This window comes from Butyrivibrio sp. (genome assembly GCF_017635265.1).
GTDB lineage: Bacteria > Bacillota > Clostridia > Lachnospirales > Lachnospiraceae > Butyrivibrio.
In genome coordinates, this window is sequence record NZ_JAGBLU010000137.1 from 97,602 (window position 1) to 124,117 (window position 26,516).

At 37.4% G+C, this 26,516-nt stretch carries 22 protein-coding genes; 20 read left to right on the plus strand and 2 right to left on the minus strand.

All coding sequences use genetic code 11. The features are described from left to right. The first annotated feature begins 1 nt into the window (after nucleotide 1). The 3 genes from metA to J6O61_RS17290 all read left to right on the plus strand — a co-directional run bounded on the left by metA (nucleotide 2) and on the right by J6O61_RS17290 (nucleotide 2,402). Nucleotides 2–967, plus strand: a complete 966-nt coding sequence (gene metA / locus J6O61_RS17280) for a homoserine O-acetyltransferase MetA (protein WP_292215560.1) — start codon at nucleotides 2–4, stop codon at nucleotides 965–967. A 16-nt stretch (nucleotides 968–983) separates the two neighbouring features. Next, nucleotides 984–1,808 carry a polysaccharide deacetylase family protein gene (locus J6O61_RS17285; RefSeq protein WP_292215561.1) on the plus strand — a complete coding sequence of 275 codons (825 nt, stop codon included), beginning with the start codon at nucleotides 984–986 and terminating at the stop codon, nucleotides 1,806–1,808. Between the two features lie 114 nt (nucleotides 1,809–1,922). Next, nucleotides 1,923–2,402 (plus strand): hypothetical protein, encoded by a 480-nt coding sequence (locus tag J6O61_RS17290; protein ID WP_292215562.1) that lies wholly within the window; start codon nucleotides 1,923–1,925, stop codon nucleotides 2,400–2,402. Nucleotides 2,403–2,439: 37 nt separating this feature from the next. On the opposite strand, the gene J6O61_RS17295 is transcribed toward J6O61_RS17290, so the two are convergent. Next, on the minus strand, nucleotides 2,440–6,693 hold the full coding sequence (locus J6O61_RS17295) for a 2-hydroxyacyl-CoA dehydratase (RefSeq protein ID WP_292215563.1): 4,254 nt from the start codon (nucleotides 6,691–6,693) through the stop codon (nucleotides 2,440–2,442). A 200-nt stretch (nucleotides 6,694–6,893) separates the two neighbouring features. On the opposite strand from J6O61_RS17295, the gene J6O61_RS17300 reads away from it, so the two are divergent. Genes J6O61_RS17300 through J6O61_RS17315 form a run of 4 tightly spaced genes read left to right on the plus strand, consistent with a single transcriptional unit; the run spans nucleotide 6,894 to nucleotide 11,246 of the window. Next, on the plus strand, nucleotides 6,894–9,158 hold the full coding sequence (locus J6O61_RS17300) for a transporter substrate-binding domain-containing protein (protein WP_292215564.1): 2,265 nt from the start codon (nucleotides 6,894–6,896) through the stop codon (nucleotides 9,156–9,158). A 16-nt stretch (nucleotides 9,159–9,174) separates the two neighbouring features. Beyond that, entirely contained in the window at nucleotides 9,175–10,053 is an 879-nt protein-coding gene (locus J6O61_RS17305; protein ID WP_292215565.1) for a hypothetical protein, read from the plus strand. A gap of 9 nt (nucleotides 10,054–10,062) precedes the next feature. Then, complete coding sequence (locus tag J6O61_RS17310) at nucleotides 10,063–10,821, plus strand: RNA polymerase sigma factor region1.1 domain-containing protein (RefSeq protein ID WP_292215566.1); 759 nt, start codon at nucleotides 10,063–10,065, stop codon at nucleotides 10,819–10,821. 8 nt (nucleotides 10,822–10,829) lie between these two features. Continuing rightward, entirely contained in the window at nucleotides 10,830–11,246 is a 417-nt protein-coding gene (locus J6O61_RS17315) for a hypothetical protein (protein ID WP_292215567.1), read from the plus strand. An 86-nt stretch (nucleotides 11,247–11,332) separates the two neighbouring features. Here the strand turns inward: J6O61_RS17315 and rpmB are convergent, their stop codons facing one another. Then, nucleotides 11,333–11,518: a 50S ribosomal protein L28 gene (rpmB, locus tag J6O61_RS17320; RefSeq protein WP_022773970.1), complete on the minus strand. Its 186-nt coding sequence runs from the start codon at nucleotides 11,516–11,518 to the stop codon at nucleotides 11,333–11,335. 208 nt (nucleotides 11,519–11,726) lie between these two features. Here rpmB and J6O61_RS17325 point away from each other — a divergent pair, with 208 nt between their 5' ends. From J6O61_RS17325 to J6O61_RS17385, 13 genes are all read left to right on the plus strand, one after another. Beyond that, on the plus strand, nucleotides 11,727–12,089 hold the full coding sequence (locus J6O61_RS17325; protein ID WP_292215568.1) for an Asp23/Gls24 family envelope stress response protein: 363 nt from the start codon (nucleotides 11,727–11,729) through the stop codon (nucleotides 12,087–12,089). Nucleotides 12,090–12,122: 33 nt separating this feature from the next. After that, complete coding sequence (locus J6O61_RS17330; protein ID WP_292215569.1) at nucleotides 12,123–13,907, plus strand: DAK2 domain-containing protein; 1,785 nt, start codon at nucleotides 12,123–12,125, stop codon at nucleotides 13,905–13,907. 80 nt (nucleotides 13,908–13,987) lie between these two features. After that, entirely contained in the window at nucleotides 13,988–16,057 is a 2,070-nt protein-coding gene (gene recG / locus J6O61_RS17335) for an ATP-dependent DNA helicase RecG (RefSeq protein WP_292215570.1), read from the plus strand. Between the two features lie 75 nt (nucleotides 16,058–16,132). After that, entirely contained in the window at nucleotides 16,133–17,002 is an 870-nt protein-coding gene (locus J6O61_RS17340; protein ID WP_292215571.1) for a DegV family protein, read from the plus strand. Between the two features lie 52 nt (nucleotides 17,003–17,054). Then, nucleotides 17,055–18,977, plus strand: a complete 1,923-nt coding sequence (locus J6O61_RS17345; RefSeq protein WP_292215572.1) for a DNA gyrase/topoisomerase IV subunit B — start codon at nucleotides 17,055–17,057, stop codon at nucleotides 18,975–18,977. A 17-nt stretch (nucleotides 18,978–18,994) separates the two neighbouring features. After that, nucleotides 18,995–21,235 carry a DNA gyrase/topoisomerase IV subunit A gene (locus J6O61_RS17350; RefSeq protein ID WP_292215573.1) on the plus strand — a complete coding sequence of 747 codons (2,241 nt, stop codon included), beginning with the start codon at nucleotides 18,995–18,997 and terminating at the stop codon, nucleotides 21,233–21,235. Next, entirely contained in the window at nucleotides 21,232–21,783 is a 552-nt protein-coding gene (gene rsmD / locus J6O61_RS17355) for a 16S rRNA (guanine(966)-N(2))-methyltransferase RsmD (RefSeq protein WP_292215574.1), read from the plus strand. The genes J6O61_RS17350 and rsmD overlap by 4 nt, the downstream gene beginning before the upstream one ends. Before the next feature lie 2 nt (nucleotides 21,784–21,785). Then, nucleotides 21,786–22,274 (plus strand): pantetheine-phosphate adenylyltransferase, encoded by a 489-nt coding sequence (coaD, locus tag J6O61_RS17360; protein WP_292215575.1) that lies wholly within the window; start codon nucleotides 21,786–21,788, stop codon nucleotides 22,272–22,274. Between the two features lie 17 nt (nucleotides 22,275–22,291). Further along, complete coding sequence (locus tag J6O61_RS17365; protein ID WP_292215576.1) at nucleotides 22,292–22,984, plus strand: ATPase; 693 nt, start codon at nucleotides 22,292–22,294, stop codon at nucleotides 22,982–22,984. Between the two features lie 68 nt (nucleotides 22,985–23,052). Beyond that, nucleotides 23,053–24,111 carry an N-acetylmuramoyl-L-alanine amidase family protein gene (locus J6O61_RS17370; protein ID WP_292215577.1) on the plus strand — a complete coding sequence of 353 codons (1,059 nt, stop codon included), beginning with the start codon at nucleotides 23,053–23,055 and terminating at the stop codon, nucleotides 24,109–24,111. 13 nt (nucleotides 24,112–24,124) lie between these two features. Further along, nucleotides 24,125–24,856, plus strand: coding sequence for a pseudouridine synthase (locus tag J6O61_RS17375; RefSeq protein ID WP_292215578.1), 732 nt, complete (start codon nucleotides 24,125–24,127; stop codon nucleotides 24,854–24,856). A gap of 12 nt (nucleotides 24,857–24,868) precedes the next feature. Beyond that, nucleotides 24,869–25,471 (plus strand): hypothetical protein, encoded by a 603-nt coding sequence (locus J6O61_RS17380; RefSeq protein WP_292215579.1) that lies wholly within the window; start codon nucleotides 24,869–24,871, stop codon nucleotides 25,469–25,471. A 45-nt stretch (nucleotides 25,472–25,516) separates the two neighbouring features. Then, nucleotides 25,517–26,482, plus strand: coding sequence for an RluA family pseudouridine synthase (locus tag J6O61_RS17385; RefSeq protein WP_292215580.1), 966 nt, complete (start codon nucleotides 25,517–25,519; stop codon nucleotides 26,480–26,482). Nucleotides 26,483–26,516 lie beyond the last annotated feature (34 nt).

Below are 26,516 nucleotides of genomic sequence, written 5' to 3' on the forward strand. Positions count from 1 at the left end.
AATGCCAATTAAGATTAAGAACGACCTCCCGGCAAGGGAAATCCTCGAGCAGGAAAATATTTTTGCAGTTGATGAAAACAGAGCGCTTCATCAGGATATCAGATCTTTGCAGATCTGTATATTAAATCTGATGCCGCTTAAAGAGGACACTGAGTTGCAGTTATTAAGATCCATGTCCAACACGCCTCTTCAGATTGATGTATCTTTTATGCAAATGAGTTCTCACCATTCATCAAATACTTCACCCAACCATCTAAACAGGTTCTATCATCCATTTGATGAACTGAAAGGCAACACATATGATGGTCTTATAATAACCGGTGCACCGGTAGAACAAATGGCTTTTGAAGAAGTTGATTACTGGGATGAATTATGCAGGGTGTTTGAGTGGTCCAAAACTAATGTTACTTCAACCTTTCATATCTGTTGGGGAGCACAGGCCGGTATTTATTATCATTACGGAATAGATAAAAAGCCTCTCAGTGAAAAGAGATTTGGTATCTACAAGCATAGGGTAATGAATAGAAAAGTTCCCCTTGTAAGAGGCTTTGATGATGTTTTTTCAATGCCTCATTCAAGACATACGGAAACACCTGCTGAAGATATACATAAGTGTAAAGATCTTGTGGTTTTGGCAGAATCTGATGAGGCAGGAATATTCCTTTGCATGAATAAAACTGGAAGTCAGATATTTGCAATGGGGCATGCTGAATATGACAGGCTTACACTTGACTCAGAATATAAAAGAGATCTTTCGAAAGGTCTTGATATAAAGATGCCCAAGAATTATTATCCTGATAATAATCCAGAGAACACACCTGATCTTTTGTGGCGAAGTCATGCCAATATTCTTTATACAAATTGGCTAAACTATTACGTATATCAGAACACACCATATCAGTGGGGACAGATATTAGACGAAGAGAAGAGAAAAATGGCATCCAAAGTTTTAACCAAAAAAATGTAATGGGAGGATAAAAGAGATGGAGCTTAAGAATATTTATACATGTTTTCCCGGAGGAAAGCATAAAGTATTAACACTTAGCTATGATGACGGTAAAATTGCTGACAGGAGACTTGTTGCGCTATTTAACGAGTATGGGCTTAAAGGCACATTTAACGTTAATTCAGGTCTTGGGGACAGACCTTTTACCAATGATTATGATGAAAGGATACCTTTTTCAGAATTTAAAGAACTGTACAAAGGTCATGAAGTTGCATGTCACACGGTTTTGCATCCCACAATAGCAAGATGTCCTAAAGAACAGATGGTTCTTCAGGTTATTGAGGACAGAAGAAAGCTTGAAGAAGCTCTCGGCTACACTGTCAGAGGACTTGCATATCCTAACGGTTCAGTTGATGACAATGTTGTTGATGCATTAAAGGCTTGTGGCATCAGACATGCCAGAACAGTACATTCCACACTTAATTTTGCACTTCCTACAGATTATCTTAGATGGAATCCAACATGTAGTCACAAAAATGAAGCTTTGCAGCGCCTTTCAGAAGAATTTATAGGACTTCACAAAACTCAGTACTTGTACATGTTCTATGTATGGGGACACAGCTATGAGTTTGAGATAGATAAGAATTGGAATGTTATCGAAAATTTTGCAAAAACTGTGTCCGGTAAGGATGACATCTGGTATGCAACCAATATTGAAATTGTGGATTATATGGATGCTGCTTCAAGAGTTCAGGTATCGGTAAATGGTGATTTTGCTTACAATCCAAATGCTATAAGTGTTTGGCTGGAAGTTGATAAAAAACATGTTGAACTGAAACCCGGAATTACGACTTCATTATAAATTGTTAATATTTTATGGACCGTGGTATCATTGTTTTTTCTATTAAAATAAGTTAAAATATATTTGTTAGGTCGTTTATTTTATTAGAATGAGTTTAGACAAGGAGATTATTCTATGGCCCAGAATGTAGAGAACGATGACCTTGAAGTAAAGACTGATTTAAAAAAGAAACCTACAAAGAAGACTAAAGAAATGCTTGAAGAAAATGCTAAACAGATAGAAGAACTTAAGGCTCTTCAAACGGAACTTGATCATGAGCTTGCTCTGCTTGATAAAGATGAACAGGAACTGGGTGAAAAGTCTGCACTTGAACTTAAGGTAACTCATAAAAAATTTGGTGAAGGACAGGTTATTAAACAGGATGGCAAGTACATTGAAGTTAAGTTTGCCGATGTTGTCAAGAAGTTTGTCCTTCCCGGTTGTTTTGCCGATAAATTTCTCGAACTTGCTGATGAAGATGTTTATGAATATTACGTGAAGGCCAATGAAATACATAAGAAGCGTATGAATGCCGAACTTAAGGCAAAATCAGCAACCTTTGCTATTCAAAGACATGAAGATGCAATTGAAAAATTAAATGCAAAATTAAAATAAAAAATTAGCACATCACATTTTGTGATGTGCTAATTTTTTACATTGCTTTTTTTATTGATTCATCGACTTTCTTTTGAGCAGTTGAGAGCATGAGCTTAATTCTGTTAAGCTGATTTACTTCGGATGCACCGGGATCATAATCAATTGCAACGATATTGCATCCCGGATACAAATGTCTCATCTGTTTAATAACACCTTTTCCTACAACGTGATTAGGCAAGCATCCAAATGGCTGTGTACATACAATATTTGTTGCACCTTGTTCTATAAGTTCAACCATTTCACCTGTTAAGAACCAGCCTTCACCGGTCTGATTACCTATATCAACGATTGGTTTAGCATATTCAACAAGCTTGTAGATGCTTGTCGGCGGCTCAAAGTGCACACTTTTTTCAAAGGCTTTCGTAGCGCCACCACGAAGCTTTTCAATTGCCCAAATTGCCACTCTCATAAGTGCAGCTGTTTTAGCTGATGTACCGAGTTCTTTTGCTTTGTAAATCTGATTGTAGAAGCAGTAGAGCATAAAATCAATAAGATCCGGAACAACAGCTTCTGCACCTTCAGCTTCCAATAGATCAACCAGATGGTTATTGGCAGCCGGAGCAAATTTAACAAGGATTTCTCCAACAACGCCAACTCTTGGCTTTACTTCATCAGTAATTTCGATTTTATCAAAATCCTCAATTATAGCGCGGCACATCTTTTGGAACTTAATAAAGCTCATATGCTTTGCGGATACAAAATCAATACATTCTTTTTTCCATTTTTTATGAACAGCTTCAGTAGAACCCTTTACTTTTTCATAAGGCCTCATTCTGTATACACAACGCATGAAAATATCACCAAATACAGCGCCGTAGGCTGCTCTTTCAAGCATTTCAAAGTTGATATGAAAGCCCGGATTTGCTTCAAGCTTTGAAAGGTTAAGTGAAACAACAGGAATTTGTTCCATACCGGCCTTTTTCAGAGCTCTGCGGATAAAGCCGACATAGTTTGTAGCTCTGCAGCCGCCACCGGTCTGCGACATTATCACAGCGGTTCTGTTAAGATCATATTTTCCTGAATGGAGTTCGTCCATAATCTGACCGACAACCCAAAGAGAAGGATAGCAGGCATCATTGTTTACATACTTAAGTCCCATATCTATAGCATGTCTGTTGTCATTTTGCATTACAACAAAGTTATAACCACAAGCTCTGAAAGCAGGCTCTAAGATATCAAAATGAATAGGAGACATCTGAGGGCAAAGTATTGTATAGTTCTTTCTCATTTCTTCGGTGAAAAGAACTCTGTTATTAGCAGTAGAACGGATAGTTCTCTGCTCATTTTTTTGCTTTCTTACACGAATAGCCGCAAGGAGAGAACGAACCCTTATTCTGGCACTTCCAAGGCTGTTTACTTCATCAATTTTAAGACAAGTATATATTTTGTCAGATCCGGAAAGGATATCATTGACCTGATCGGTTGTTACAGCGTCAAGTCCACATCCGAATGAGTTGAGCTGAATAAGGTCGAGGTCGTCACGTGTTCTTACAAAGCTTGCAGCAGCATAAAGTCTTGAGTGATACATCCACTGGTCAGAAACAATTAATGGCCTGTCCGGTTTTCCAAGGTGTGAAACGCTGTCTTCTGTCAGAACCGCAACGCCATAGGAACAGATCATGTCAGGAATACCGTGGTTAATTTCAGGATCAACGTGGTATGGTCGGCCTGCAAGGACAATTCCATGCTTTCCGTTTTCTTCCATCCATTTCAGGGTTTCTTCGCCTTTATTTTGGATATCTTTTCTGGCTTTTTGCATTTCTTCCCAGCCGAGTCTGGAAGCCTCGATTACTTCTTCGGCTGAAATTTCGGAAAATTCTTTGACAAGTGAAGCAGTAGCAGTTTCAAGACTTGTAAATGCCATGAAAGGATTGCGCAGCTTAACTTCACCGTTTGTGATGGCTTCAACATTATTTTTGATATTTTCCGAATAAGAAGTAACAATAGGGCAGTTGTAATGGTTGGTAGCTCCTTCAACTTCTTTTCTCTCGTAGAAAAGTCCCGGATAGAAGATGAAATCAACCTTTTGCTTTATCAGCCATTCAACGTGTCCGTGAGAGAGCTTTGCAGGGTAGCATTCTGACTCACTGGGAATGGATTCAATACCAAGCTCGTAAATCTGATGTGTTGATCTTGGAGAAAGAACAACCCTAAAGCCAAGCTTTGTAAAGAAAGTGAACCAGAATGGATAATTTTCATAAAAATTCAGGACTCTTGGAATGCCAACAGTTCCTCTAAATGCCTTGTCTGCTTCAAGGGGCTCATAACCAAAAATTCTCTTGTATTTGTAATCAAAGAGGTTAGGAATATTATCGGCATTCTTAACTTTTCCGATACCTCTTTCACATCTGTTGCCGGAGATATGAGTTCTGCCACCCGTAAATTTGTTTACAGTAAGACGGCAGTGATTCGTGCATCCCTGGCATGTTGTCATGCTTGTGGAATATTCAAGATTATTGATCTGATCAATTCCAAGCATTGTAGTTTTATAATTATCAGTTTCGTAAAAACGTTCTCTTGCAATAAGAGCAGCACCAAAAGCACCCATGATTCCGGCAATATCAGGACGAATTGCTTCGGCACCCGAAATGATTTCAAATGCTCTTAAAACCGCATCGTTATAGAATGTGCCACCCTGAACAACTATATGATTTCCCAGATCTTTTGCATCAGAGACCTTGATTACTTTAAACAATGCATTTTTTATAACAGAGTAGGCAAGACCTGAAGAAATATCAGCTACATCAGCGCCTTCCTTCTGTGCCTGTTTAACCCTTGAATTCATGAAAACAGTACATCTTGTTCCAAGGTCAACAGGGGATTTTGCATAGAGAGCAACCTTTGCAAAGTCCTGAACGCTATAACCAAGTGATTTGGCAAAAGTTTCTATAAATGAACCGCAACCTGAAGAGCAGGCTTCGTTTAACTGTACCGAATCAACTGAATTGTTCCTGATATGAATGCATTTCATATCCTGGCCACCAATATCAAGGATACAGTCAACCTTAGGATCAAAGAAAGCAGCTGCATTATAATGGGCAATTGTTTCAACTTCGCCGTCGTCAAGTAAAAGAGCTGACTTAAGAAGCGCTTCGCCGTATCCTGTTGAACATGAACGGGCAATAGCTACCCCTTGGGGCATAAGCTTATAGATTTCCTGTATTGAAGAGATTGCTGTCTTTAAAGGACTTCCGTTGTTACTTGAATAAAATGAATAAAGAAGATCACCGTCTTCACTGATAAGGGCGCATTTTGTAGTAGTTGAACCTGCATCTATACCAAGAAAAGCTTTTCCCTTGTAACCGTCAAGTTTTCTGGTTTTTACTTTATACTTATCCTGACGTGTTCTGAATGCGACATAGTCATCTTCGTTTTTAAACAATGGATCAAGACGTGATACTTCAGCTTCCATAACTATCTTATGGGAAAGCTTGTCAGTCATTTCGTTCATTGAATAAGAAACTTCTTCTTTTGCATTTAAGGCTGAGCCGATGGCAGCAAAAAGATGAGAGTTATCGGTTTCAATGGTATGCTCTTCATCAAGTTTTAAGGTACGGATAAATGCAGCTTTAAGCTGATCAAGGAAATGAAGAGGACCTCCTAAAAATGCGACATGTCCTCTTATGGGCTTACCGCATGCAAGACCTGAAATTGTCTGGTTTACAACTGCCTGAAAAATAGAAGCGGCAAGGTCTTCTTTAGTTGCACCTTCATTGATAAGAGGCTGAATATCGGACTTGGCAAACACACCACATCTGGCTGCAATTGTATAAAGAGAGTTGTAGTTTCTGGCATATTCATTAAGACCTGTAGCATCAGTCTGTAATAAGGATGCCATCTGGTCTATAAATGATCCGGTTCCTCCGGCACATATACCATTCATTCGCTGCTCAACGTTACCATCTTCAAAATATATGATTTTGGCATCTTCACCACCAAGCTCAATCGCAACATCGGTTTTGGGTGCAAGTTCTTTTAAAGATGTTGAAACGGCTATTACTTCCTGCACAAACGGAACATTCAAATGCTTTGCAAGAGTTAATCCTCCGGAGCCTGTAATAACAGGATGGATAGTAATATCTCCGCTAACCTTATAAGCTTCCTGCAAAAGATCAGATAATGTTTCCTGAATATTGGCAAAGTGTCTTTTGTAATCTGAAAAAATGATATTACGATCACTATCCAAAAGGGCCACTTTAACAGTAGTGGAACCAATATCAATACCTAATGTGTAGTCTTTTGAAATCATGTTTTAACCTCAACTTCTAAATCTATTGTTAAGCTATATCTACTAATTAAATGTAGCTAAAGACAATCTATATGATTATAATGCAGCGTTATATAAAAATCAATTATATTAAATTGCATAAAATTTAAAAATGGACATTCGCATTCCCTGACTTTTATGATATTATTACTCTGTATGAGTATGTAAGGGAGATTTGTAACATGAAAAGTGCAAAGCGTCTTGTACTGATATTATTATCTTTTTTGATCATATTTTGTTATATGACGCTTACAGGCAAAGCATCCGGCGGAGTATCCAAGACTGTCAGAGTTGGATATTATCAAAATGAGGCATTTCAGGAAGGAGCTTCTGAAAATTCTGTAAAGAGCGGATATGCGTATGAGTATTATCGTAAAATATCCGAATATACCGGATGGAACTATGAATATGTATATGGTGATTTCGTGACCGTTTATAATATGCTTCTGAAGGGCGAAGTGGATATGGTTGCCGGGCTTGCATATACCGAAGAGAGAAGCCGAATTATTTCTTATCCTGAAAGTCCTATGGGGACAGAGCTTTACAGTCTCGTTAAACATGAAGGCGATGAGACAATTACTACAAGTCCTTCTTCGCTTCAGGGAAAAAGTATTGGTGTCCTCAACAGTGCAATCAAAGAGTCTTTGGAAGAATTTTTGGTTGAAAAAAAAATCAATGCGAATATTGTTTCATTTAGAGATTATGATGCACTTCTTTCAGCTTTTGACAAAAGAGAAGTTGATACACTTGCCGGCGAAAGTGACGGTATTTATGACAGAAGTCATGCAGAAACTTTATATTCTTTTGGCGAAAGTGATTATTACATTTGTACCAGTAAGGATAGGTCTGATCTTTTGAAAGAGCTTAATGAGGCACAAAAACAGTTGTTTCTGGAATACCCTGATTATATAAGTTCGCTCAGAAACAAGTATTATCCGGAAACCCTTGCCAGCAGAGCGTTTACACAATCTGAAAAGAACTGGTTAAATACACACGATAGTATTGTGGTCGGATATTTAAATAACTATCTTCCTTATAGTGATACAGACGAAAATGGTAAGGTGACAGGAATTGTAAAAGACCTTTTACCTTATGTGTTTAAAGAGCTGGGTTATGACAGCATGACCATAAAGTATGTTCCATACGACAGTTATGATGATATGGTTATGGCAATCGATGAGGGAGATATAGAACTTGCTTTTCCTGTGGGAGGAGGACTTTTCTTCTCTGAAGAGGATGGTTTGTTTATTTCAAAGCCTGTTATTTCTTCTCTAACAGATCTTATTTATTCAACCGATTACTATGACAATTCTCAGCAGTTATTTGCTGTTAATGAAAAAAATAAGCTTCAGTACTATTACATTATGACGCATTATCCCGATGCAAAGATTGAGTTTTATCCCTCAACCGATGCATGTCTTAAAGCTGTATTAAACGGAGAAGCCACATATACTACATTAAATGGATTAAGAACAGCTTCGATGCTTAAGAGAGCAGATTTTGACAAACTTTCTTTCAGGCAACTTGGCTATGCCGATGATAGATGCTTTGGAATTAAGATTGGCAATGACGGTCTGTTGAAGCTTATAGACAGAGGTTTAAGCAGAACAGGCTCCGAATATATAAATAATCTTTCTTCGGTATATTCGGATCGTATGTATACTTATACTTTTAAGGATTTCCTTAAAGATAATTTTATCGGTGCGTTTATTGTATTTTTAGCTGTGCTTGCTACATTGTGTCTTCTTTTAGCATATAGCGTTTACGTTAACAACAAGAGAATAAAAGAAAAAGAAAAGTCAAAAAAAGATCTTGAACTTGCAAATAGGGAAAAATTTGTTTTTCTTAATAAGATGACCAATTATATGCGGGATCCTATAAATAATATTGTCACTTTGATAAAGTTCTCGGAAAATGCAAAAGATATTCAGTTGATAAAAGAGAACCTGACAAAGATGGACGCACATAGCAAGGATCTCATGACAATACTTAACAACATTCTCAATATCAGTAGCTTTGAGAGTGGACAGGTTAAACTCCAAGATCAGCTCAGTCTTTATAATTTCTTTGGCAAAAGAGTACTTGTTGTTGAAGATACACTTCCCAATCAGACAATTACCGGTAACATTATGAAGAAAGCCGGAATGGAAGTGCAGGTTGCCAATGATGGTCTTGACGCTTTTGAAAAAGTTAAAGCTGCACCGAGTGGCTATTTTGATGCAATCCTTATTAATGTTGATGAAAAAGATCTTCAGGGATTTCTTTTTATTAAGAGGATAAGGGAACTTGAAGATGATATCAGATCAGAAGTGCCTGTTATTGCTATTACAGGTGATGATTCTGACAATGAAAAAGAAAAGATTATTAAGTCAGGGCTGAACGGTTATATAACAAAGCCTTATGATGTCAATGCGGTTCTTGATAAAATGTCAGGAATAATTTTATAAAAACAGAGGATAATATATGAATGAATTTTTAAACAACATGGAAAAGAAATTTGGAAAATATGCCATTCCAAATCTTACTCTTTACATCATCGGAATGTATGTACTTGGATATGTTTTGCAGCTTGCACCTGCAAGAGTAAATATACTTGGTTTTTTGACTCTTGATCCTTATGCTGTTTTACATGGGCAGATCTGGAGGCTGGTATCCTGGCTCTTAATACCACCAAGCTCATTTAATATTCTTATTATCATTACCCTGTTCTTTTATTATTTTGTGGGAACAAGCATGGAAAGAACCATGGGAACATTCAGATATAATGTCTTTATTTTCGGCGGCGTTATACTAATGATTCTTTCATCTTTTGTAACAATGCTTGTTTATAAGGTGTTCTTTGGAATTGGAGGAGAAGCTCTCGGTGCTGTAATGAGTGCTTTTTCCATATATTTTAGTACTTCCTATATTCAGGAAATGGTTTTCCTTGCTTTTGCAATGTGCTTCCCTGATGTACAGGTACTTCTCATGTTTATAATACCAATTAAAGTTAAGTACCTTGGATATTTTTATGCTGCAATTCTTGTTTATAATGCGGTGATGGGAATAGCAGGAAGCAATTATTTCGTATTCTTTGCTATTTTGTTCCAGTTTATCAATCTTTTCTTATTCTATCTGCAGACAGGTAAAATCAGTCATTTGAGGCCAAAAGAGGTTAAGAGGCGAAGAGATTTTCAAAGAAATGCAAAGATTATGCCTAAAGGAATTACAAGACATAAATGTGCAGTATGCGGAAGAACAGAAGAGGATTCGCCAGATCTTGAATTCAGGTTCTGTTCGAAATGCAACGGCAATTATGAATATTGTCAGGATCATCTATTTACACATCAGCATGTTAAATAAAGGAGCATCATGGGAAATTTAGACAACAAAGAAAAAGAATTTGCAACAATTCTAAAAAATATAACAAGACAAGCACGCGAAAACAGAAATGTTATAACTTCTGACGAAGTCAAAAATGCTTTTTCAGAACTTAAACTTGATGACAAACAATTTGAGATGGTTTTTGAATATTTAAAAAACCATAAAATCGGTGTTGACTCAGAAGCTGTTTTTGCAGATGAAGATCTCTCCGATGAAGAAAAAAACTATTTGGATGACTATATTGAAAGTTTAAAAGCTCTACCTGTATATACTGATGGCGAAAAAGAGGCTATAACAATAGCTGCGTTAGCCGGTGAAAAGGATGCGCAGGAAAAGCTTATTACCATGTATCTACCATTGGTTGTTGATGTTGCGAGAATGTATTCTGAACAGGGAGTTTACCTGGAGGACCTTGTGGGAGAGGGGAATGTTGCTCTTACAAAGGGGGTGACAATGCTTGAAGCGGTTGGTGAACCTTCTGAAGTAGAGAGCTTTCTCTATAAACTTATGCTTGATGCAATGGAGAACATTATTCAGGAGAACTTATCAGAAGATGCCGGTAGTCAGAAAGTTTTAAAGCTTGTTCAGGAAGTTGCGGATAAAGCAAGTGAGCTTGCTGAAGACCTCAGAAGGAAAGTTACCGTAAAAGAACTTATGGATGAGACGGGATGGGACGAAGATAAGATCAGAAGTGCTATTAAATTTAGCGGTGATAATATTGAAGATTTAGATAGTGGAGAGAAGTGATTCATAACATGCAGAATATTGTAAACGAAGATGATTTTAAATATTACATGCAGGATATTGAAAGATATTATTTTGGAGCTCGTTATAATTATAATGAGCTCTTAAATAATGAAATGGTTCCATTCAAATTCAAGACCGTAATTACCAAGTATATAAAAGATGATGTAGATCTTGATACATCTTTAGAAAGTCATTTGTATTATATAAACAGAGACGGATTTGATTATAAGGTGTACAGACAGCTTCACTTAAGAGTAAGAACATCACAGTACAAAGATCCCTTAAAACATGAAAAGGGGTTTAAAGAAAAGGTTTATACCATAGAGCAGCTGGCAAAGCTAAGTACCGTTGAAAAAGAAGAGAGGGGAATAATAATAAGAGAGCTTATTATTTCCAAACTTGCGCTTTTTGGTTTTTCTGTTTAACGGAAAGTGAGAATAGTACAGCTTTTAATAATATTTTTAGACAAATAAAAAAACTACCTGCTACCAGGTAGTTTTTATTATTAACATTAAGCTCTTTCAACCTTGTTTGATCTAAGGCAACTTGCGCAAACGTGCATTCTCTTTGACTGACCGTTGACCTTAACAGCAACGTGCTGAACGTTTGACTTCCAAACTCTGTTAGATCTTCTATGAGAATGGCTTACGTTGTTACCGAAATGAACGCCCTTGCCACAAATATCACATTTAGCCATTTTGACACCTCCTTATAAGCCATGTAATCTTAACAAATAGCATATTATTGCTTAGCTTTCCGCAACATTGATATATTATCAGAAACGAAAACCAATTGCAAGCAAAATATACAAAAATTATGGTTTATTTTTTTATTAACTGCTATTATAATACTATATGGTATGCGAAAACGGCGGTCATATGTGCTGCCTGTTAAGGAGGATTTATATGAAAGCTTCTGTGGTAAACACACACATGGGAAATATTTCTATTGATAATGAAGTTATTGCCCAGTATGCTGGTGCGGTGGCAATGGAATGCTTTGGAATCGTTGGCATGGCTAATGTCAATGTCAAGGACGGACTCGTTAGCTTACTTAAGCTTGATTCCATGACTAGAGGCATTAATGTAACACTTGATGAGAACAACAAGCTTAAACTTGATTTTCATGTTATAGTTGCTTACGGAGTAAGCATTTCTGCAGTATCGGATAATCTTATTGATACTGTTAAATATAAAGTAGAAGAGTTTACCGGGCTCGAAATCGAGAAGATTAATATCTACATCGAAGGCGTCCGTGTTATAGATTAATTGGCTCGATTGAGTTCTAGGAGGAATTAGGTTTTGAGTAATAATGTAATTGACGCTAAGCTGCTGTCAAAAATGTTTTTAGCTGGTGCCAAGAATCTTGAGGCAAAAAAAGAATGGATTAACGAACTTAACGTATTTCCTGTTCCGGACGGTGATACAGGAACCAATATGACAATGACAATTATGTCAGCTGCCAAGGAAGTTTCGAATCTTGGTGACAACGCAGATATGGCAGCTATTTGCAAGGCTATTTCATCAGGTTCACTTCGTGGTGCAAGAGGTAATTCGGGAGTTATACTTTCTCAGCTCCTCAGAGGATTTACCAAGGTTGTTAAGGAGCATAACGAACTTAATGTTGAGATTCTTTCAGCTGCTTTTGATAAAGCTGTGGAAACAGCATATAAAGCTGTTATGAAGCCTAAGGAAGGTACAATTCTTACAGTTGCCAAGGGCGCTTCTGAAAAGGCTCATGAACTGGCTGCTGAAGGTACTGATGATATTGAGTATTTCTGCAGCGAAGTTATTAAATACGCAGATGAAGTACTTGCCAAAACTCCTGATATGCTGCCTGTTCTTAAGCAGGCCGGTGTTGTGGATTCCGGCGGACAGGGACTCATGCAGGTTCTTAAGGGAGCTTTTGATGGCTACCTCGGAAAAGAAATTGATCTTTCTATAAGCGAAGAATCTACTACTCCGGGTGCCAAAGCTATGGCAAGTGGCAAGAAAGTAGAAGAGGCAGATATTAAGTTTGGTTATTGTACAGAGTTCATAGTTCTTTTATCAAAACCGCTTAATATTAAGCAGGAAATAGATTTCAAGTCATTCCTTGAGTCTATTGGCGATAGTATTGTTATGGTTGCTGATGACGAAATCTGTAAAGTTCACGTTCACTCCAATGATCCCGGTCTTGCTATTCAGAGAGCGCTTATGTATGGTCAGCTTTCAAATATGAAGATTGACAACATGAGAATGGAACACAGAGAGAAGCTCTTCCATGAGAACAGCGATGGTTCATGGGCAGAGATTAAAACTGAGATAAATGGCGCTGCTGAACTTACACCTACATATCTCCCCGGAGACGATATACCCCTTGGTGATAAGGTTGAACTTGATGATAAGACTGAGGAAGTTCCTCAGATGCCTCATAAGGAAGTTGGTTTTGTTACAGTATGTGCCGGTGAAGGCTTGGCTGAAATATTCAGAGGCCTTGGCGTTGATTATGTAATAGAGGGCGGACAGACCATGAACCCCAGCACTGCTGACATTATGGATGCGGTAGATAAGGTTAATGCTGATACTGTAATAGTACTTCCCAACAACAAGAATATTATTCTTGCAGCTAATCAGGCTGCGATTATGGCAGAAGATTCAGACAATGGCAAAAAAATAATTGTTGTTCCTTCCAAAACAGTTCCTCAGGGTGTAACAGCTTTAATTAATTATGTCCCCGATGTTTCTTTGGATGACAATGTAACAGCTATGACTGATGCGTTAAAAACTGTTAACACCGGTGAAGTAACTTATGCTGTAAGAGATACTGTTATTGATGACGTTCAGATTAAACAAGGCGATTACATGGGTATAGGTGATTCCGGAATTCTTTCTGTGGGCTCCGAAATTGCTGATGTAACATTTAATATGCTTGATAAGATGATGAATGATGATCTTGAACTTATAAGTGTTTACTACGGCGGAGACGTAGATGAAAAGGAAGCGGATGATCTCAGAAGCAGGATTTCCGAGAAATATCCTCAGTGCGATGTAGAACTTCAGTATGGTGGACAACCAATTTATTATTATATTGTTTCTGCAGAATAATTTGCATGATATCAGTTATGTTCGATGACCATAAGCCGGGCTTTTTTGCCTGGCTTTAGTTTTTTAGACAGAGGTGTGTTTTGGGGCGCAGAGAATTTGAAGAAAGAGTAATAAATCTAAAAGGCATAGGTGAAAAAACAGCAAAGCTGTTTGAAAAATGCGGGGTATATACCTGTGGTGACCTTATAAGTTATTATCCAAGAACTTATGACACATATGGTCCTATAATTAATGCCTGTGATGCTAAAACAGGTGAAGTATGTGCCTTGAAACTCACCATTATAGGGAGCATTACAAAAAGGAGGGTAAGAAACCTTTCAATTATTGCCTTTGAAGCTGCAGATCAAACTGCAAAAGTTAAGATGACATACTTTAATGCGCCTTATCTGGCAAGTGCCTTGAAATCCGGAACAACTCATGTTTTTAGAGGCGTTGTCCAAAAAAAAGGATCTTTTTTATCAATTGATCAGCCTAAAATGTACAGGCTTGAAGAGTATATGGCTCTTAGCGGGAAGATGCAACCCAGATATCCGCTTGTTAAGGGGCTTTCCAATAATACTGTTATTAAAGCAATGAATGAAGCCTTCAAGAATATCGGAAGCTTATCTGAATATGTTCCTGACGATATTTTAAAGAGATTAGGACTTATCGGATACAGCAAGGCTGTGTCTGGAATCCATTTCCCAAACAATGAAAATGATTTGGAAAATGCAAGAAGAAGACTTGCCTATGATGAGTTTTTGCTGTTTGTATTAAAGCTCAGGCTTTTAAAAAAATCTCAGGAAGTAATCAAAAACGCCTATCCGATGATAGCTGTTTCAGAAACGCAAAGGCTTCTTGAAAGGCTTCCGTATAATCTGACAAATGCACAGCTACAGGCCTGGAAGGATATACAAAATGATCTTTTGGGCGAGAGTGTAATGAACAGACTTATTCAAGGGGATGTTGGTTCCGGAAAAACCATCATTTCCTTGTTGGCTCTATTGACTACAGCTGCCAACGGATATCAGGGGGCGCTAATGGCTCCGACAGAGGTGTTGGCAGCTCAGCATTACGAAAGTTTTAAGGAGATAATAAAAAAATATGATCTAAAGGCTTTAAAGCCTGTTCTTCTTACAGGAGCTTTATCCGAAAAGGCTAAAAAGGAAGCCAGAAGGCAAATAAGTGAAGGTGAAGTAAACTGTATCATTGGAACGAATGCTCTTATTCAGGATAAAGTAAACTACAGGAATCTTGCTTTGGTTGTGACAGATGAACAGCATAGATTCGGAGTCAGACAAAGGGAATCTCTTGCGGGAAAAGGTGATAAAGTACATGTTCTTTTGATGAGTGCGACTCCAATCCCGAGGACACTTGCTATTATCCTGTACGGAGATCTTCACATATCTGTGATCAATGAGCTGCCGGGCGGAAGAAAAAAGATAAAAAACTGTGTTGTAGGAACGGACTACAGACCTACAGCTTATAAATTTATCAAAAGTCAGATTGAAGCCGGGCATCAGGCCTATATTATTTGTCCAATGGTAGAAGAGGGCGAACTTGATAACGTTGAAAATGTTACTGATTATACTGAAAAACTAAGGGCTGTTCTTCCTTCTGATATAAGAGTTGATATGTTACACGGCAGAATGAAACCTGCTCAAAAGGATCAAATAATGGATTCTTTTGCCAAAAAAGACATTGATGTTCTTGTTTCCACTACTGTTATTGAGGTAGGTATAAATGTACCAAATGCGACTGTTATGATGATTGAAAATGCCGAAAGATTCGGGCTGTCGCAGCTTCATCAGTTAAGAGGAAGAGTTGGAAGGGGAGATGCGCAGTCCTACTGCATTTTCATTAATACCTCCGATTCTAAAGAAGCAAAACAGCGACTTGATATAATGAATAAATCAAATGATGGATTTAAGATTGCAGAGGAAGATTTAAGGCAACGAGGCCCCGGTGATTTGTTCGGTGTAAGGCAAAGCGGGAATCTTAATTTTAGAATTGGCGATATATACGGCGACAGCGATCTGGTAAAAGAATCTGCCATGGATGCTGACAGAATTCTTTCTGAAGATCCGGATTTAGAACTTCCACAACATACTGTACTTAAAGATTTGCTTGGTACAAAATCTGCAAATTTTGTTGACTTTACAATCTTATAAAAGTAATATTATTTTAGTGTAATAGTATGAAAATAGGAGGATTATCGGCTTTTTGTCGATAGAAAACACTATATTATGTCTAAGATTGCAGTTATTACTGATAGTAATAGTGGTGTAACTCAGGGGCAGGCCAAGGAGTTGGGGCTTTTTGTTGTACCTATGCCATTTCGTATAAATGATGAAGATTTTTTTGAGGACATAAATCTGTCACAGGATCAGTTCTATCAAAAGCTTGGAGAAGATGCATCAGTTTCTACAAGCCAGCCTTCACCTGATTCGCTTATGTCTCTATGGGATAAGGTTTTGGAGGAATATGATCAGATTATTTATATTCCAATGAGCAGCGGTCTTTCAGGTTCATGTCAGAGTGCCTACATGATTGCAAGTCAGGAATATGAAGGAAAAGTTTTTGTTGTAGATAATCAGAGAATATCTGTTACTCAGAGACAGTCTGCACTAGATGCACTTGAGATGGCAAAAGCGGGACTTTCAGCTGAAGAAATTGTCAAAAAGTTAATGGATACTAAATTCGAATCAAGTATTTATATCATGCTTGATACGTTATACTATCTGAAAAAAGGCGGAAGGATCACTCCGGCTGCAGCTGCACTCGGAACGCTCCTTAGATTAAAGCCGGTTCTTCAGATTCAGGGCGAAAAACTTGATGCTTTTGCTAAGGCAAGAACTACCAGTCAGGGCAAAAATATAATGATAAACGCTATCAAATCTGATATTGAAAACAGATTTGGCGGTATGGAGAAAAAAGACTTCTACATTGCATGTGCTTATACCAAGGATTTAGAAGCTGCAAAAGCATGGAAAAAAGAAGTTGAAGAGGCATTTCCGGGATTTGATATCCATATGGATCCTCTTTCTTTGTCAGTTGCCTGCCATATCGGGCCGGGAGCATTGGCTGTAACTGTTACCAAAAAGTTACATTTTTAATTTGTTTTTATTTTAATTATTTACAGAAAAAGTTTTGAAAAGGGGTTTTTGAATGGCTGCATACGAACAATATGACGCTTCCAGTATTACCGTTTTAGAGGGGCTTGAGGCCGTAAGGAAGCGCCCAGGTATGTATATCGGTAGCGTTTCAACAAGGGGACTTAATCACCTTGTTTATGAAATTGTAGACAACGCTGTTGATGAACATCTTGCAGGGTTCTGCACACAAATCCACGTCACGTTAGAGGCTGATGGTTCAGCTACAATAGAAGATAACGGAAGAGGTATTCCTGTAGGAATGCACGCCAAAGGTATTACTGCTGAGCGTGTTGTTCTTACTATGCTTCATGCCGGTGGTAAGTTTGATAATAATGCTTATAAAACCAGCGGTGGTCTTCATGGTGTAGGATCATCCGTTGTTAATGCTCTTTCGACAAGAATGAGTGTAAAAATAAAAAAAGACGGTTTCATTTATGAAGATACATATGAACGCGGAATTCCTACAACCGAGCTCAAAAATGGACTTTTGACTCCACTGGGAACCACCAAAGAAACCGGAACTACCATCAATTTTTTACCGGACGATACAATTTTTGAAAAAACAAGATTTAAAGAAGATGATATAAAATCAAGACTTCATGAGACTTCTTACCTTAATCCTTCACTGACTATTATTTTTCAGGATAAGCGTCCCGGCGTGGAGGAATACGTTGAATTCCATGAGCCTGATGGAATCACCGGATTTATCAAGGACATGAACAAATCCAAAGAGGCTGTCCATGATGTGGTTTCCTTTAGCGGTGAAAGTGAAGGCGTTGAAGTGGAAGTGGCATTTCAGTATGTCAACGAATTCCATGAGGAAGTGCTTGGCTTTTGCAATAATATCTATAATGCTGAGGGCGGAACTCATCTTACAGGCTTTAAGACAATGTTTACCAACATTATCAATCAGTATGCAAGAGAACTTAACATCCTCAAAGATAAGGATAACAATTTTACAGGTACTGATGTCAGAAATGGCATGACTGCGGTAATTTCTATTAAACATCCCGATCCACGATTTGAAGGTCAGACTAAAACAAAACTTGATAATCAGGATGCGGCTAAGATTGTATCCAAGATAACCGGCGATGAAATGACAAGATTTTTTGACAGAAATCTTGAAACATTAAAATCCATCATAGGTTGTGCCGAAAAAGCGGCCAAGATCAGAAAGACAGAAGAAAAAGCTAAAACAAATATGCTCACCAAGCAGAAGTATTCCTTTGATTCAAACGGTAAGCTTGCCAATTGTATCAGTAAAGATGCTTCGAAATGCGAGATATTCATAGTTGAGGGAGATTCTGCCGGTGGCAGTGCCAAAATGGCAAGAGACAGGAATTTTCAGGCTATTCTTCCTATACGAGGTAAAATCCTTAATGTAGAAAAAGCCAGTATTGATAAGGTTCTTGCAAATGCAGAGATCAAGACAATGATCAACGCCTTTGGCTGCGGTTTTTCTGAAGGATACGGCAATGATTTTGATATAAATAAGCTTCGATATGACAAGATTATTATTATGGCGGATGCCGATGTAGACGGTGAACACATTTCAACGCTTCTTTTGACATTGTTCTATAGATTTATGCCGGAGCTTATCTATCAGGGACATGTATATATTGCAATGCCGCCTCTTTATAAAGCAATGCCTTCCAAAGGCAAGGAAGAGTATCTGTATGATGATAACGCGCTTACAAAATACAGAAAAACTCACAAGGGCTCTTTTACGCTTCAAAGATACAAAGGTCTGGGTGAAATGGATCCCACTCAGCTATGGGAAACAACACTTGATCCTGAAAAGAGGCTTCTTAAGCTTGTAGAAATCGAGGATGCCAAAATGGCATCTCAAATGACTGAGCTTCTCATGGGTATTGATGTACCTCCGAGAAGAGATTTTATACACCAGCATGCTACAGATGCTGAATTAGATATTTAAGGTTTGTTAGGGGAAAAATGGTGGAAGATAGAATTATTAGAACCGAATATTCTGAAGTAATGCAGAAGTCTTTCATAGATTATGCCATGAGCGTCATAATTGCGAGAGCTCTTCCTGACATAAGGGATGGTCTTAAACCGGTTCAGAGAAGAACTTTATATGATATGTATGAACTTGGTATAAGATATGACAGACCATATAGAAAAAGTGCCAGAATAGTGGGCGATACCATGGGTAAATATCATCCTCATGGTGACAGCTCTATTTATGACTGTCTTGTAGTAATGACTCAGGATTTTAAAAAGATGATTCCTCTTGTAGATGGTCATGGAAATTTTGGCAATATTGAAGGTGATGGTGCCGCTGCTATGCGTTATACAGAGGCCAGACTTTCAAAAGTTACTCAGGAAAACTTTCTTCAGGATCTTGATAAGGATGTTGTGGATTTTTTACCTAACTTCGATGAAACAGAAAGAGAACCATCGGTACTTCCTGTTAAGATTCCGAACTTTCTTATAAACGGCTCCGAGGGTATTGCTGTTGGTATGGCAACCAGCACTCCGCCTCATAATCTTGCTGAAGTCATTGATGCTGAGATTGCTTATATCCAGGATGATTCTTTGACTACCAGGGATCTGATGAAATATATTAAGGGACCGGATTTCCCAACAGGCGGAATCGTAATTAACAAAGATGAGCTTAAGAATATCTATGAGACCGGTCAGGGTAAGATTAAGATAAGAGGTAAGGTTGAGACCGAAAAAGGGAAAAACGGTCACATCAACCTTATTATTACAGAAATTCCTTATACAATGATCGGGGCCGGAATCGGCAAGTTCATGGCTGATGTTGCTGAGCTTGCTGAAAAGAAAATCACAAATGATATTGTGGATATTTCTAATCAGTCATCAAAAGAAGGCATCAGAATTGTCATTGAGCTTAAGAAAGATACAGATGTAGAGAATTTTACAAATCTTCTTTACAAAAAAACAAAGCTTGAAGATACTTTTGGTGTTAATATGCTGGCAATTGATAACGGAAGACCCGAAACCATGTCTCTAAAAGAGATCATGAGAGCCTGCGCAGATTTCCAGTTTGAAGTGGCAACAAGAAAGTATACAACGCTGCTTAAAAAAGAACAGGAAAAGAAAGAAATACAGGAAGGTCTTATCAAAGCCTGCAACGTTATCGATCTTGTTATAGAAATACTTAGAGGCTCAAAAGACAGGGCGATGGCAAAAAACTGTCTGGTCAACGGAATGACTGAAGGCATTAATTTTAAGTCCAGAGAATCCGAAGCTATGGCTTCACAGCTCATGTTTACCGAAGCTCAGGCTGATGCGATTCTTGAAATGAGACTATATAAGCTCATCGGGCTTGAGCTTGACGCTCTTATCAAAGAACATGAACAGACTGTAGCCAATATTTTCAGATATGAGGATATTTTGGAAAGCCATGAATCAATGTCTATGGTAATTCAAAATGATCTCAACAAGATCAAGAAAGAATATCAATCTGCCAGAAAAACTGTAATAGACAACAGAGAAACTGCTGTTTATGAAGAAAAGCCGGTAGAAGAAACAAATGTAGCATTTATCATGGATAGATTTGGTTATGCCAAAACAATTGATGCTACAACTTATGAAAAAAACAAAGAGACAATTGAAGCTGAATTCAAATTCTCATTTATTATGAAGAATACCGGAAAAGTATGTTTCTTTACAAATACAGGTAATCTTCATACAGTAAAAGCAATGGACCTTCCACAGGGGAAAATGAGAGATAAAGGTGTTCCGATAGATAATGTCAGCAACTTCGATGCATCAAAAGAAAATATTGTCCTTGCTGCCAGTCAGTCTGAACTTAATCTTTACAGACTTCTCTTTACTACCAAACAGGCAATGATGAAGATTGTTGATGGCGGTGAATTTGATGTTTCAAAGAGAACTGTTGCCGCAACCAAGCTTATGGACGACGATGAAGTTGTAAATGTTGAAGTTCTTCATACACAAAAGACTGTTATTCTTCGCACCAATGAAGGATACTTCTTGAGATTTTATGTAGACACCATACCTGAAAAGAAGAAGGCTGCTGTTGGTGTAAGAGGAATGCGCCTCGGGAAAAATGATTATATCAGAGACGTATATTATTTAAATGACATGGAAGAAAAGGCCATTGAACACAATGACAAAGAACTTCAGCTTGGACATCTTAAAGTTACAAGCAGAGATACAAAAGGAACAAAGGTGAGATTATGAGAGTAATTGCGGGTTCAGCAAGGAGACTGCATCTTGTTTCTCCTGATGGAAATGATACAAGACCTACTCAGGACAGAATAAAAGAGACACTTTTTAATATGATACAGAATCAGGTTCCGGGATCGGTTTTTGTTGATCTGTTTTCCGGTAGTGGCGGAATAGGTATTGAAGCCCTTTCAAGAGGCGCTACAAGGGCATATTTTATTGAAAATGCCACACCTGCTTATAAGTGCATTATGGAAAATTTAAGGACTACACATTTTGAAGATGTTTCGACTGTTCTCAAACAGGATGTAGTTCTTGGCATCAGAAATATTCATGAAAAAGAAGTTGATATTATTTTCATAGATCCGCCATATCATGAAGATTTGTATGAAAGAACATTAAGCAGTCTTTCAAACATGGATTATGTTACCGAAAACACAATGATAATTATTGAAAGTTCTTTGGATATGGATTTTTCGTTCGCAGATGATTACGGATTTGAAGTTAGAAGAGAAAAGGAATATAAAACAAATAAACATGTATTCCTTTATAGAAAGGAGTAACAGTGAAGGTTGCAGTTTACCCGGGAAGTTTTGATCCTGTTACCTACGGACATTTAGACATTATAAAACGCGCATCCCGGATGTTTGATAAGGTTATAGTTGCTGTTATGTGCAATTCAGCCAAAACTCCATTGTTTACGCTAGATGAACGTGTTAAAATGTTAAGGGAGTCGGTAAGCGACTTGAATAACGTTTATATTGAGTCTTTTAGCGGTCTATTAATAGACTATTGTAAAAAAGAAAATATACATATCGTTATTCGTGGACTTAGAGCTATTACAGATTTTGAATATGAATTGCAAATAGCCCAGACCAATAAAGAGCTATCACACAATCAGGTCGATACGGTTTTTTTAACAACATCAATCAAATATTCATATCTTAGTAGTTCTGTAGTTAAGGAAGTTGCGAGCTATAACGGCGATATAACTCCTTGTGTTCCGGAGTTTGTTGCAGATACATTGTATAAAAAGTATGGCTTTCGAAAATAACTATGGGGGAAATTATAATGACCAGCAGAATAGAACAGCTCATTGATGAAATAGAAACTTATATTGATAATTGTAAACCTCAGCCTCTCTCACAGACCAAGATCATTGTTAATAAAGAGGAAATCGATGAGCTTTTAAGAGAACTTAGAAGCAAAACTCCTGAGGAAATAAAAAAGTATCAGAAGATAATCAGTAATAAAGAGGCAATATTGAATGATGCCAGAAAAAAAGCTGAAGAAATAGTTAATCAGGCAACAATAAAAACAAATCAGCTGATTAACGAACACGAGATCATGCAGCAGGCATATGCACAGGCCAATGAAGTTGTTTCACAGGCAGCTATGCAGGCAAAAGAAATACTTGATAATGCAATGATTGAGGCGAACAACATGAAGGGAGCTGCTGTTCAGTATACAGATCAGCTTTTAGCCGGAGTTGAGGATGTTATTGCACAGTCAATTGATGCGACAAGCAAAAATAATGATGAAATCATTGATGCAGTAAAACAGCATAGTATGGATATCGTTAAGTCAGTTTCACAAAGTAATGACAGTATTCTTTCAGCGCTTACTCAATATAGTGAAGTTATAAAGTCAAACAGAGCTGATCTTAAACAGCCGGAAGTTTCAGGTAATACGTCGTCTTCAGGCGCCGAGTCTGCACAAGCTATAGCACCAGCAGAAGGAATAAATCTTGATATGCTCAACTGATATCAACAATATAAGCTGCCGCTAAATGCGACAGCTTATTTATTCTTAAGTATATAAGTGGGGGACTTATGAAAAATTGTATTGTTTCGTTTTGCCTTATTTTTGTTCTGATTTTAGGAATAGCTTTCAACATTGATACAGTAGATGTGCAAGCATCAAATGAAAAACCTGTCGTGGTTGTTATTGATCCCGGACATGGTGGAACAGGAGAACGAAACCTTGGCGCTCAATATAATGGCTTTTCTGAAAAAGAGCTTACTATGCAGGTTGCCACTGCAATGAAAGCAGAGCTGGAAAAATATGATAATGTAACAGTCTACTTAACAAGAACAACTGATACTATTGTTTCTCTTGAACAAAGAGCTATTTTTGCACAAAGTGTTAATGCAGACTTTATGTTTAGTATTCATTTTAATGCATCATTAGAACATGATTTTTATGGCTCAGAAATCTGGACATCAGGTTTTGGAAATTATTATAAAAAAGGAGCTGAGTTTGGGCAGATTATTTCGGATGACCTTGAAAGCCTTGGATTATACAAGAAGGGAGTAAAAACCAAGCTTGGGCAGAGCGGCAAAGATTATTATGGTATCATCAGGCAAAGCGTAGCAAGAGAGATTCCTTGCGTTATTATTGAGCATGCTTATCTTGATCACATTTATGATCTCCCTTTACTTAGAAGTGCAAACTTCATGCAGACCCTTGGAATTACTGATGCAACCGCAGTTGCCAAATATTTTCATCTGTCATCAAAAAGTACAGGCGCAGATTTTAGTACATTTAATGTGAAAAGTGTAAGCGAACCAAAAAGTCCTCTTTCCAAGGATCTTACCGAGCCTGATTATTGTAAAGCACAAGTACTTTCATTTGACGCAACAAGTAGAAATGCTTTAGTTCAGATGAGTACGAAGGACAGCCAGAGTCCTGTTATTTATTTTTCATATAGCTATGATGGCGGAAATACGTTTTCTTTGCTGCAAATGTGGGATAGAACAAAGGAAACCCAATCATTTAACATTTTAATTCCTAAAGGTATTACCAACCCACAAATTGTGTGCAGAGCCTACAACAATTACGAATTATATACTCAGAGTGAACCTGTAAATGTTCCGGAGTATTCAAATTAAAGAGGAAAAAGTTTTGAGACTTGATAAGTTTCTCGGTGACCATAATATTGGCACACGTAAACAAATAAAGGAATATGTAAAAAACGGAAGATGTCTGGTTAATGGTCAACCTGTCAAAAAGTCTGATATTCACATAGATGAGAGTAATGATGAGATCACTTTTGATGGTAAAATTCTATCATTTAGTAAATTTCATTACTATATGCTTAATAAGCCGGATGGAGTTGTTTCGGCAACTACTGATGGCAGGAACAAAACGGTTCTTGACCTATTAAAGACTGAAAATGTCAGAGGGCTTAATCCTGCGGGACGCCTTGATATTGATACAGTGGGACTTCTTCTTTTAACTGATGACGGCGGCCTTATTCATAGGCTTTTATCACCAAAAAAGCATGTTGATAAGACTTATGAGGTGCATCTTGAAAAAGATATTTCCGATGATGATATTAAACTACTGGAAAATGGCGTTGATATCGGTGATAAAAAAGATAATGGAGACCCTTTTCTTACACTTGAAGCCAAAGTATGTAAAAAAGGAAAAGATGATAATGGTAACCCGGTGATTCATCTTACCATTCATGAGGGACGTTTTCATCAGGTAAAAAGAATGATGGAAGCCATAGGAAACAGAGTGGTATTTTTAAAAAGGATAACATTTGGTCCTTTGGTCCTTGATGAGAATCTATCTTATGGAGAATACAGAAAACTTACAGAAGATGAATTAAGAAAACTGGGAGTAGAGTAACTGGTGAATAATATGAAAAAAGCATTTAAAGGTGAATTTGGGTACATCGAGTACAGGAAAAAGGTGGCAATAATAAGAACTATAGTGTTCCTTCTCGTAGTTCTTGCAATATTTTTTTCAGGACTTTTTATATACAAAAGCCAGAAAAGTATATTTAGTATAATTGCTGCTGTCTTATGTCTTCCTACAGGATGGAGCGGAGTTAATCTTATTATGTTTTTAAGGGCTAAAGGATGTTCTTTGGGAGATTATGAGAAAATTTCCCGGGTAAAGGGCGGGCTTTTAATCCATTATGATCATATCATTACATCTTATGACAAGAATTATTATATAGCGGCATCTACAGTACTGGATAAAAATATCTGTGCATTGGCTGCTGATAAGGATATGGAAGAATCCGACTGTGAAAAGCACATAAAAAAAATGATGGTGGGAAGCGGATATTCCGGCTACAGCATCAAGGTTTTCACCAATACTGAAAAATTTTGTGAAAGACTGTCTCAACTTGAAAAGCTCCGCAATGAGAAAGGAATTGATCCTTTTGCCATTGAAAATTCCTGGCAGGAAGGAACTGTACAGACACCGGCAGGAGTGCTTTTGTCTATTTCCTTATGATAATTAAGAACTGAATTTTTAGTTTGTTTTGATAGATAAAAAATTATGAAAGAAATTAAGATTACTGCAAATCAAGAAAATAAGCGATTAGACAGCTTTTTGAAATCATATTTATCCAATGCTTCCGGAAGTTTTATTTATAAGATGCTTCGAAAAAAGAATATAACGTTAAATGATAAAAAAGCTGATGGAAAAGAAAAACTACAGGTTGGAGATACTATTAAAATCTACTTTTCTGATGAAACACTAAATAAGTTTGTGGGTCAGAACAAAGAAAAAACATCAGGTTTTGGTTCAGATACATTTAAAGGCCTGAATGTTGAGGTGATTTACGAAGATGAAAATGTTGTTTTTGTAAATAAACCAGCAGGACTACTTTCCCAAAAAGCTGAAAAAAACGACATCAGCTTAAATGACTGGCTTATATCTTACCTAATGGATAAAGGTGAAGTTAGCAGGGAAAGTCTTTTAACATATAAGCCATCTATATGCAACAGGCTGGACAGAAATACATCGGGGCTGGTTATATGCGCCAAGTCTTTAAGCGGCGCCAGAGCAATGAATAATATGCTTAAAGACAGAACACTTGATAAGTATTACAGGACGATTGTATCCGGAAAGGTAGATAAAGCTATAAGGCTTAAGGGATACCTTTATAAAGATGAATCACAAAATAAGGTTTTTATTAAAAACAGTGATCCCAAAGATGAGAGATACTCATATATAGAGACAGAGTATGTTCCTTTAAAATATAATGAAGATCTGAATTTTTCTTTATTAGAGGTTAAACTTATAACAGGAAAGCCGCATCAGATAAGGGCGCATCTTTCGAGTATCGGGCATCCGCTTGTTGGGGATATAAAATATGGCGGAAAAAAATTTAAAAATATAAACTATCAGATACTGCACAGCTTTTGCATCAGTTTTCCGGCTGATATGTCCGGAGAACTCAGCTATTTAGCAGGGAAAAAGTTTGTTGCAAAACAGCCCGGTATTTTTGACATGATTTAGGAACATTTTTTTCGGGTATTTGACACACATTACA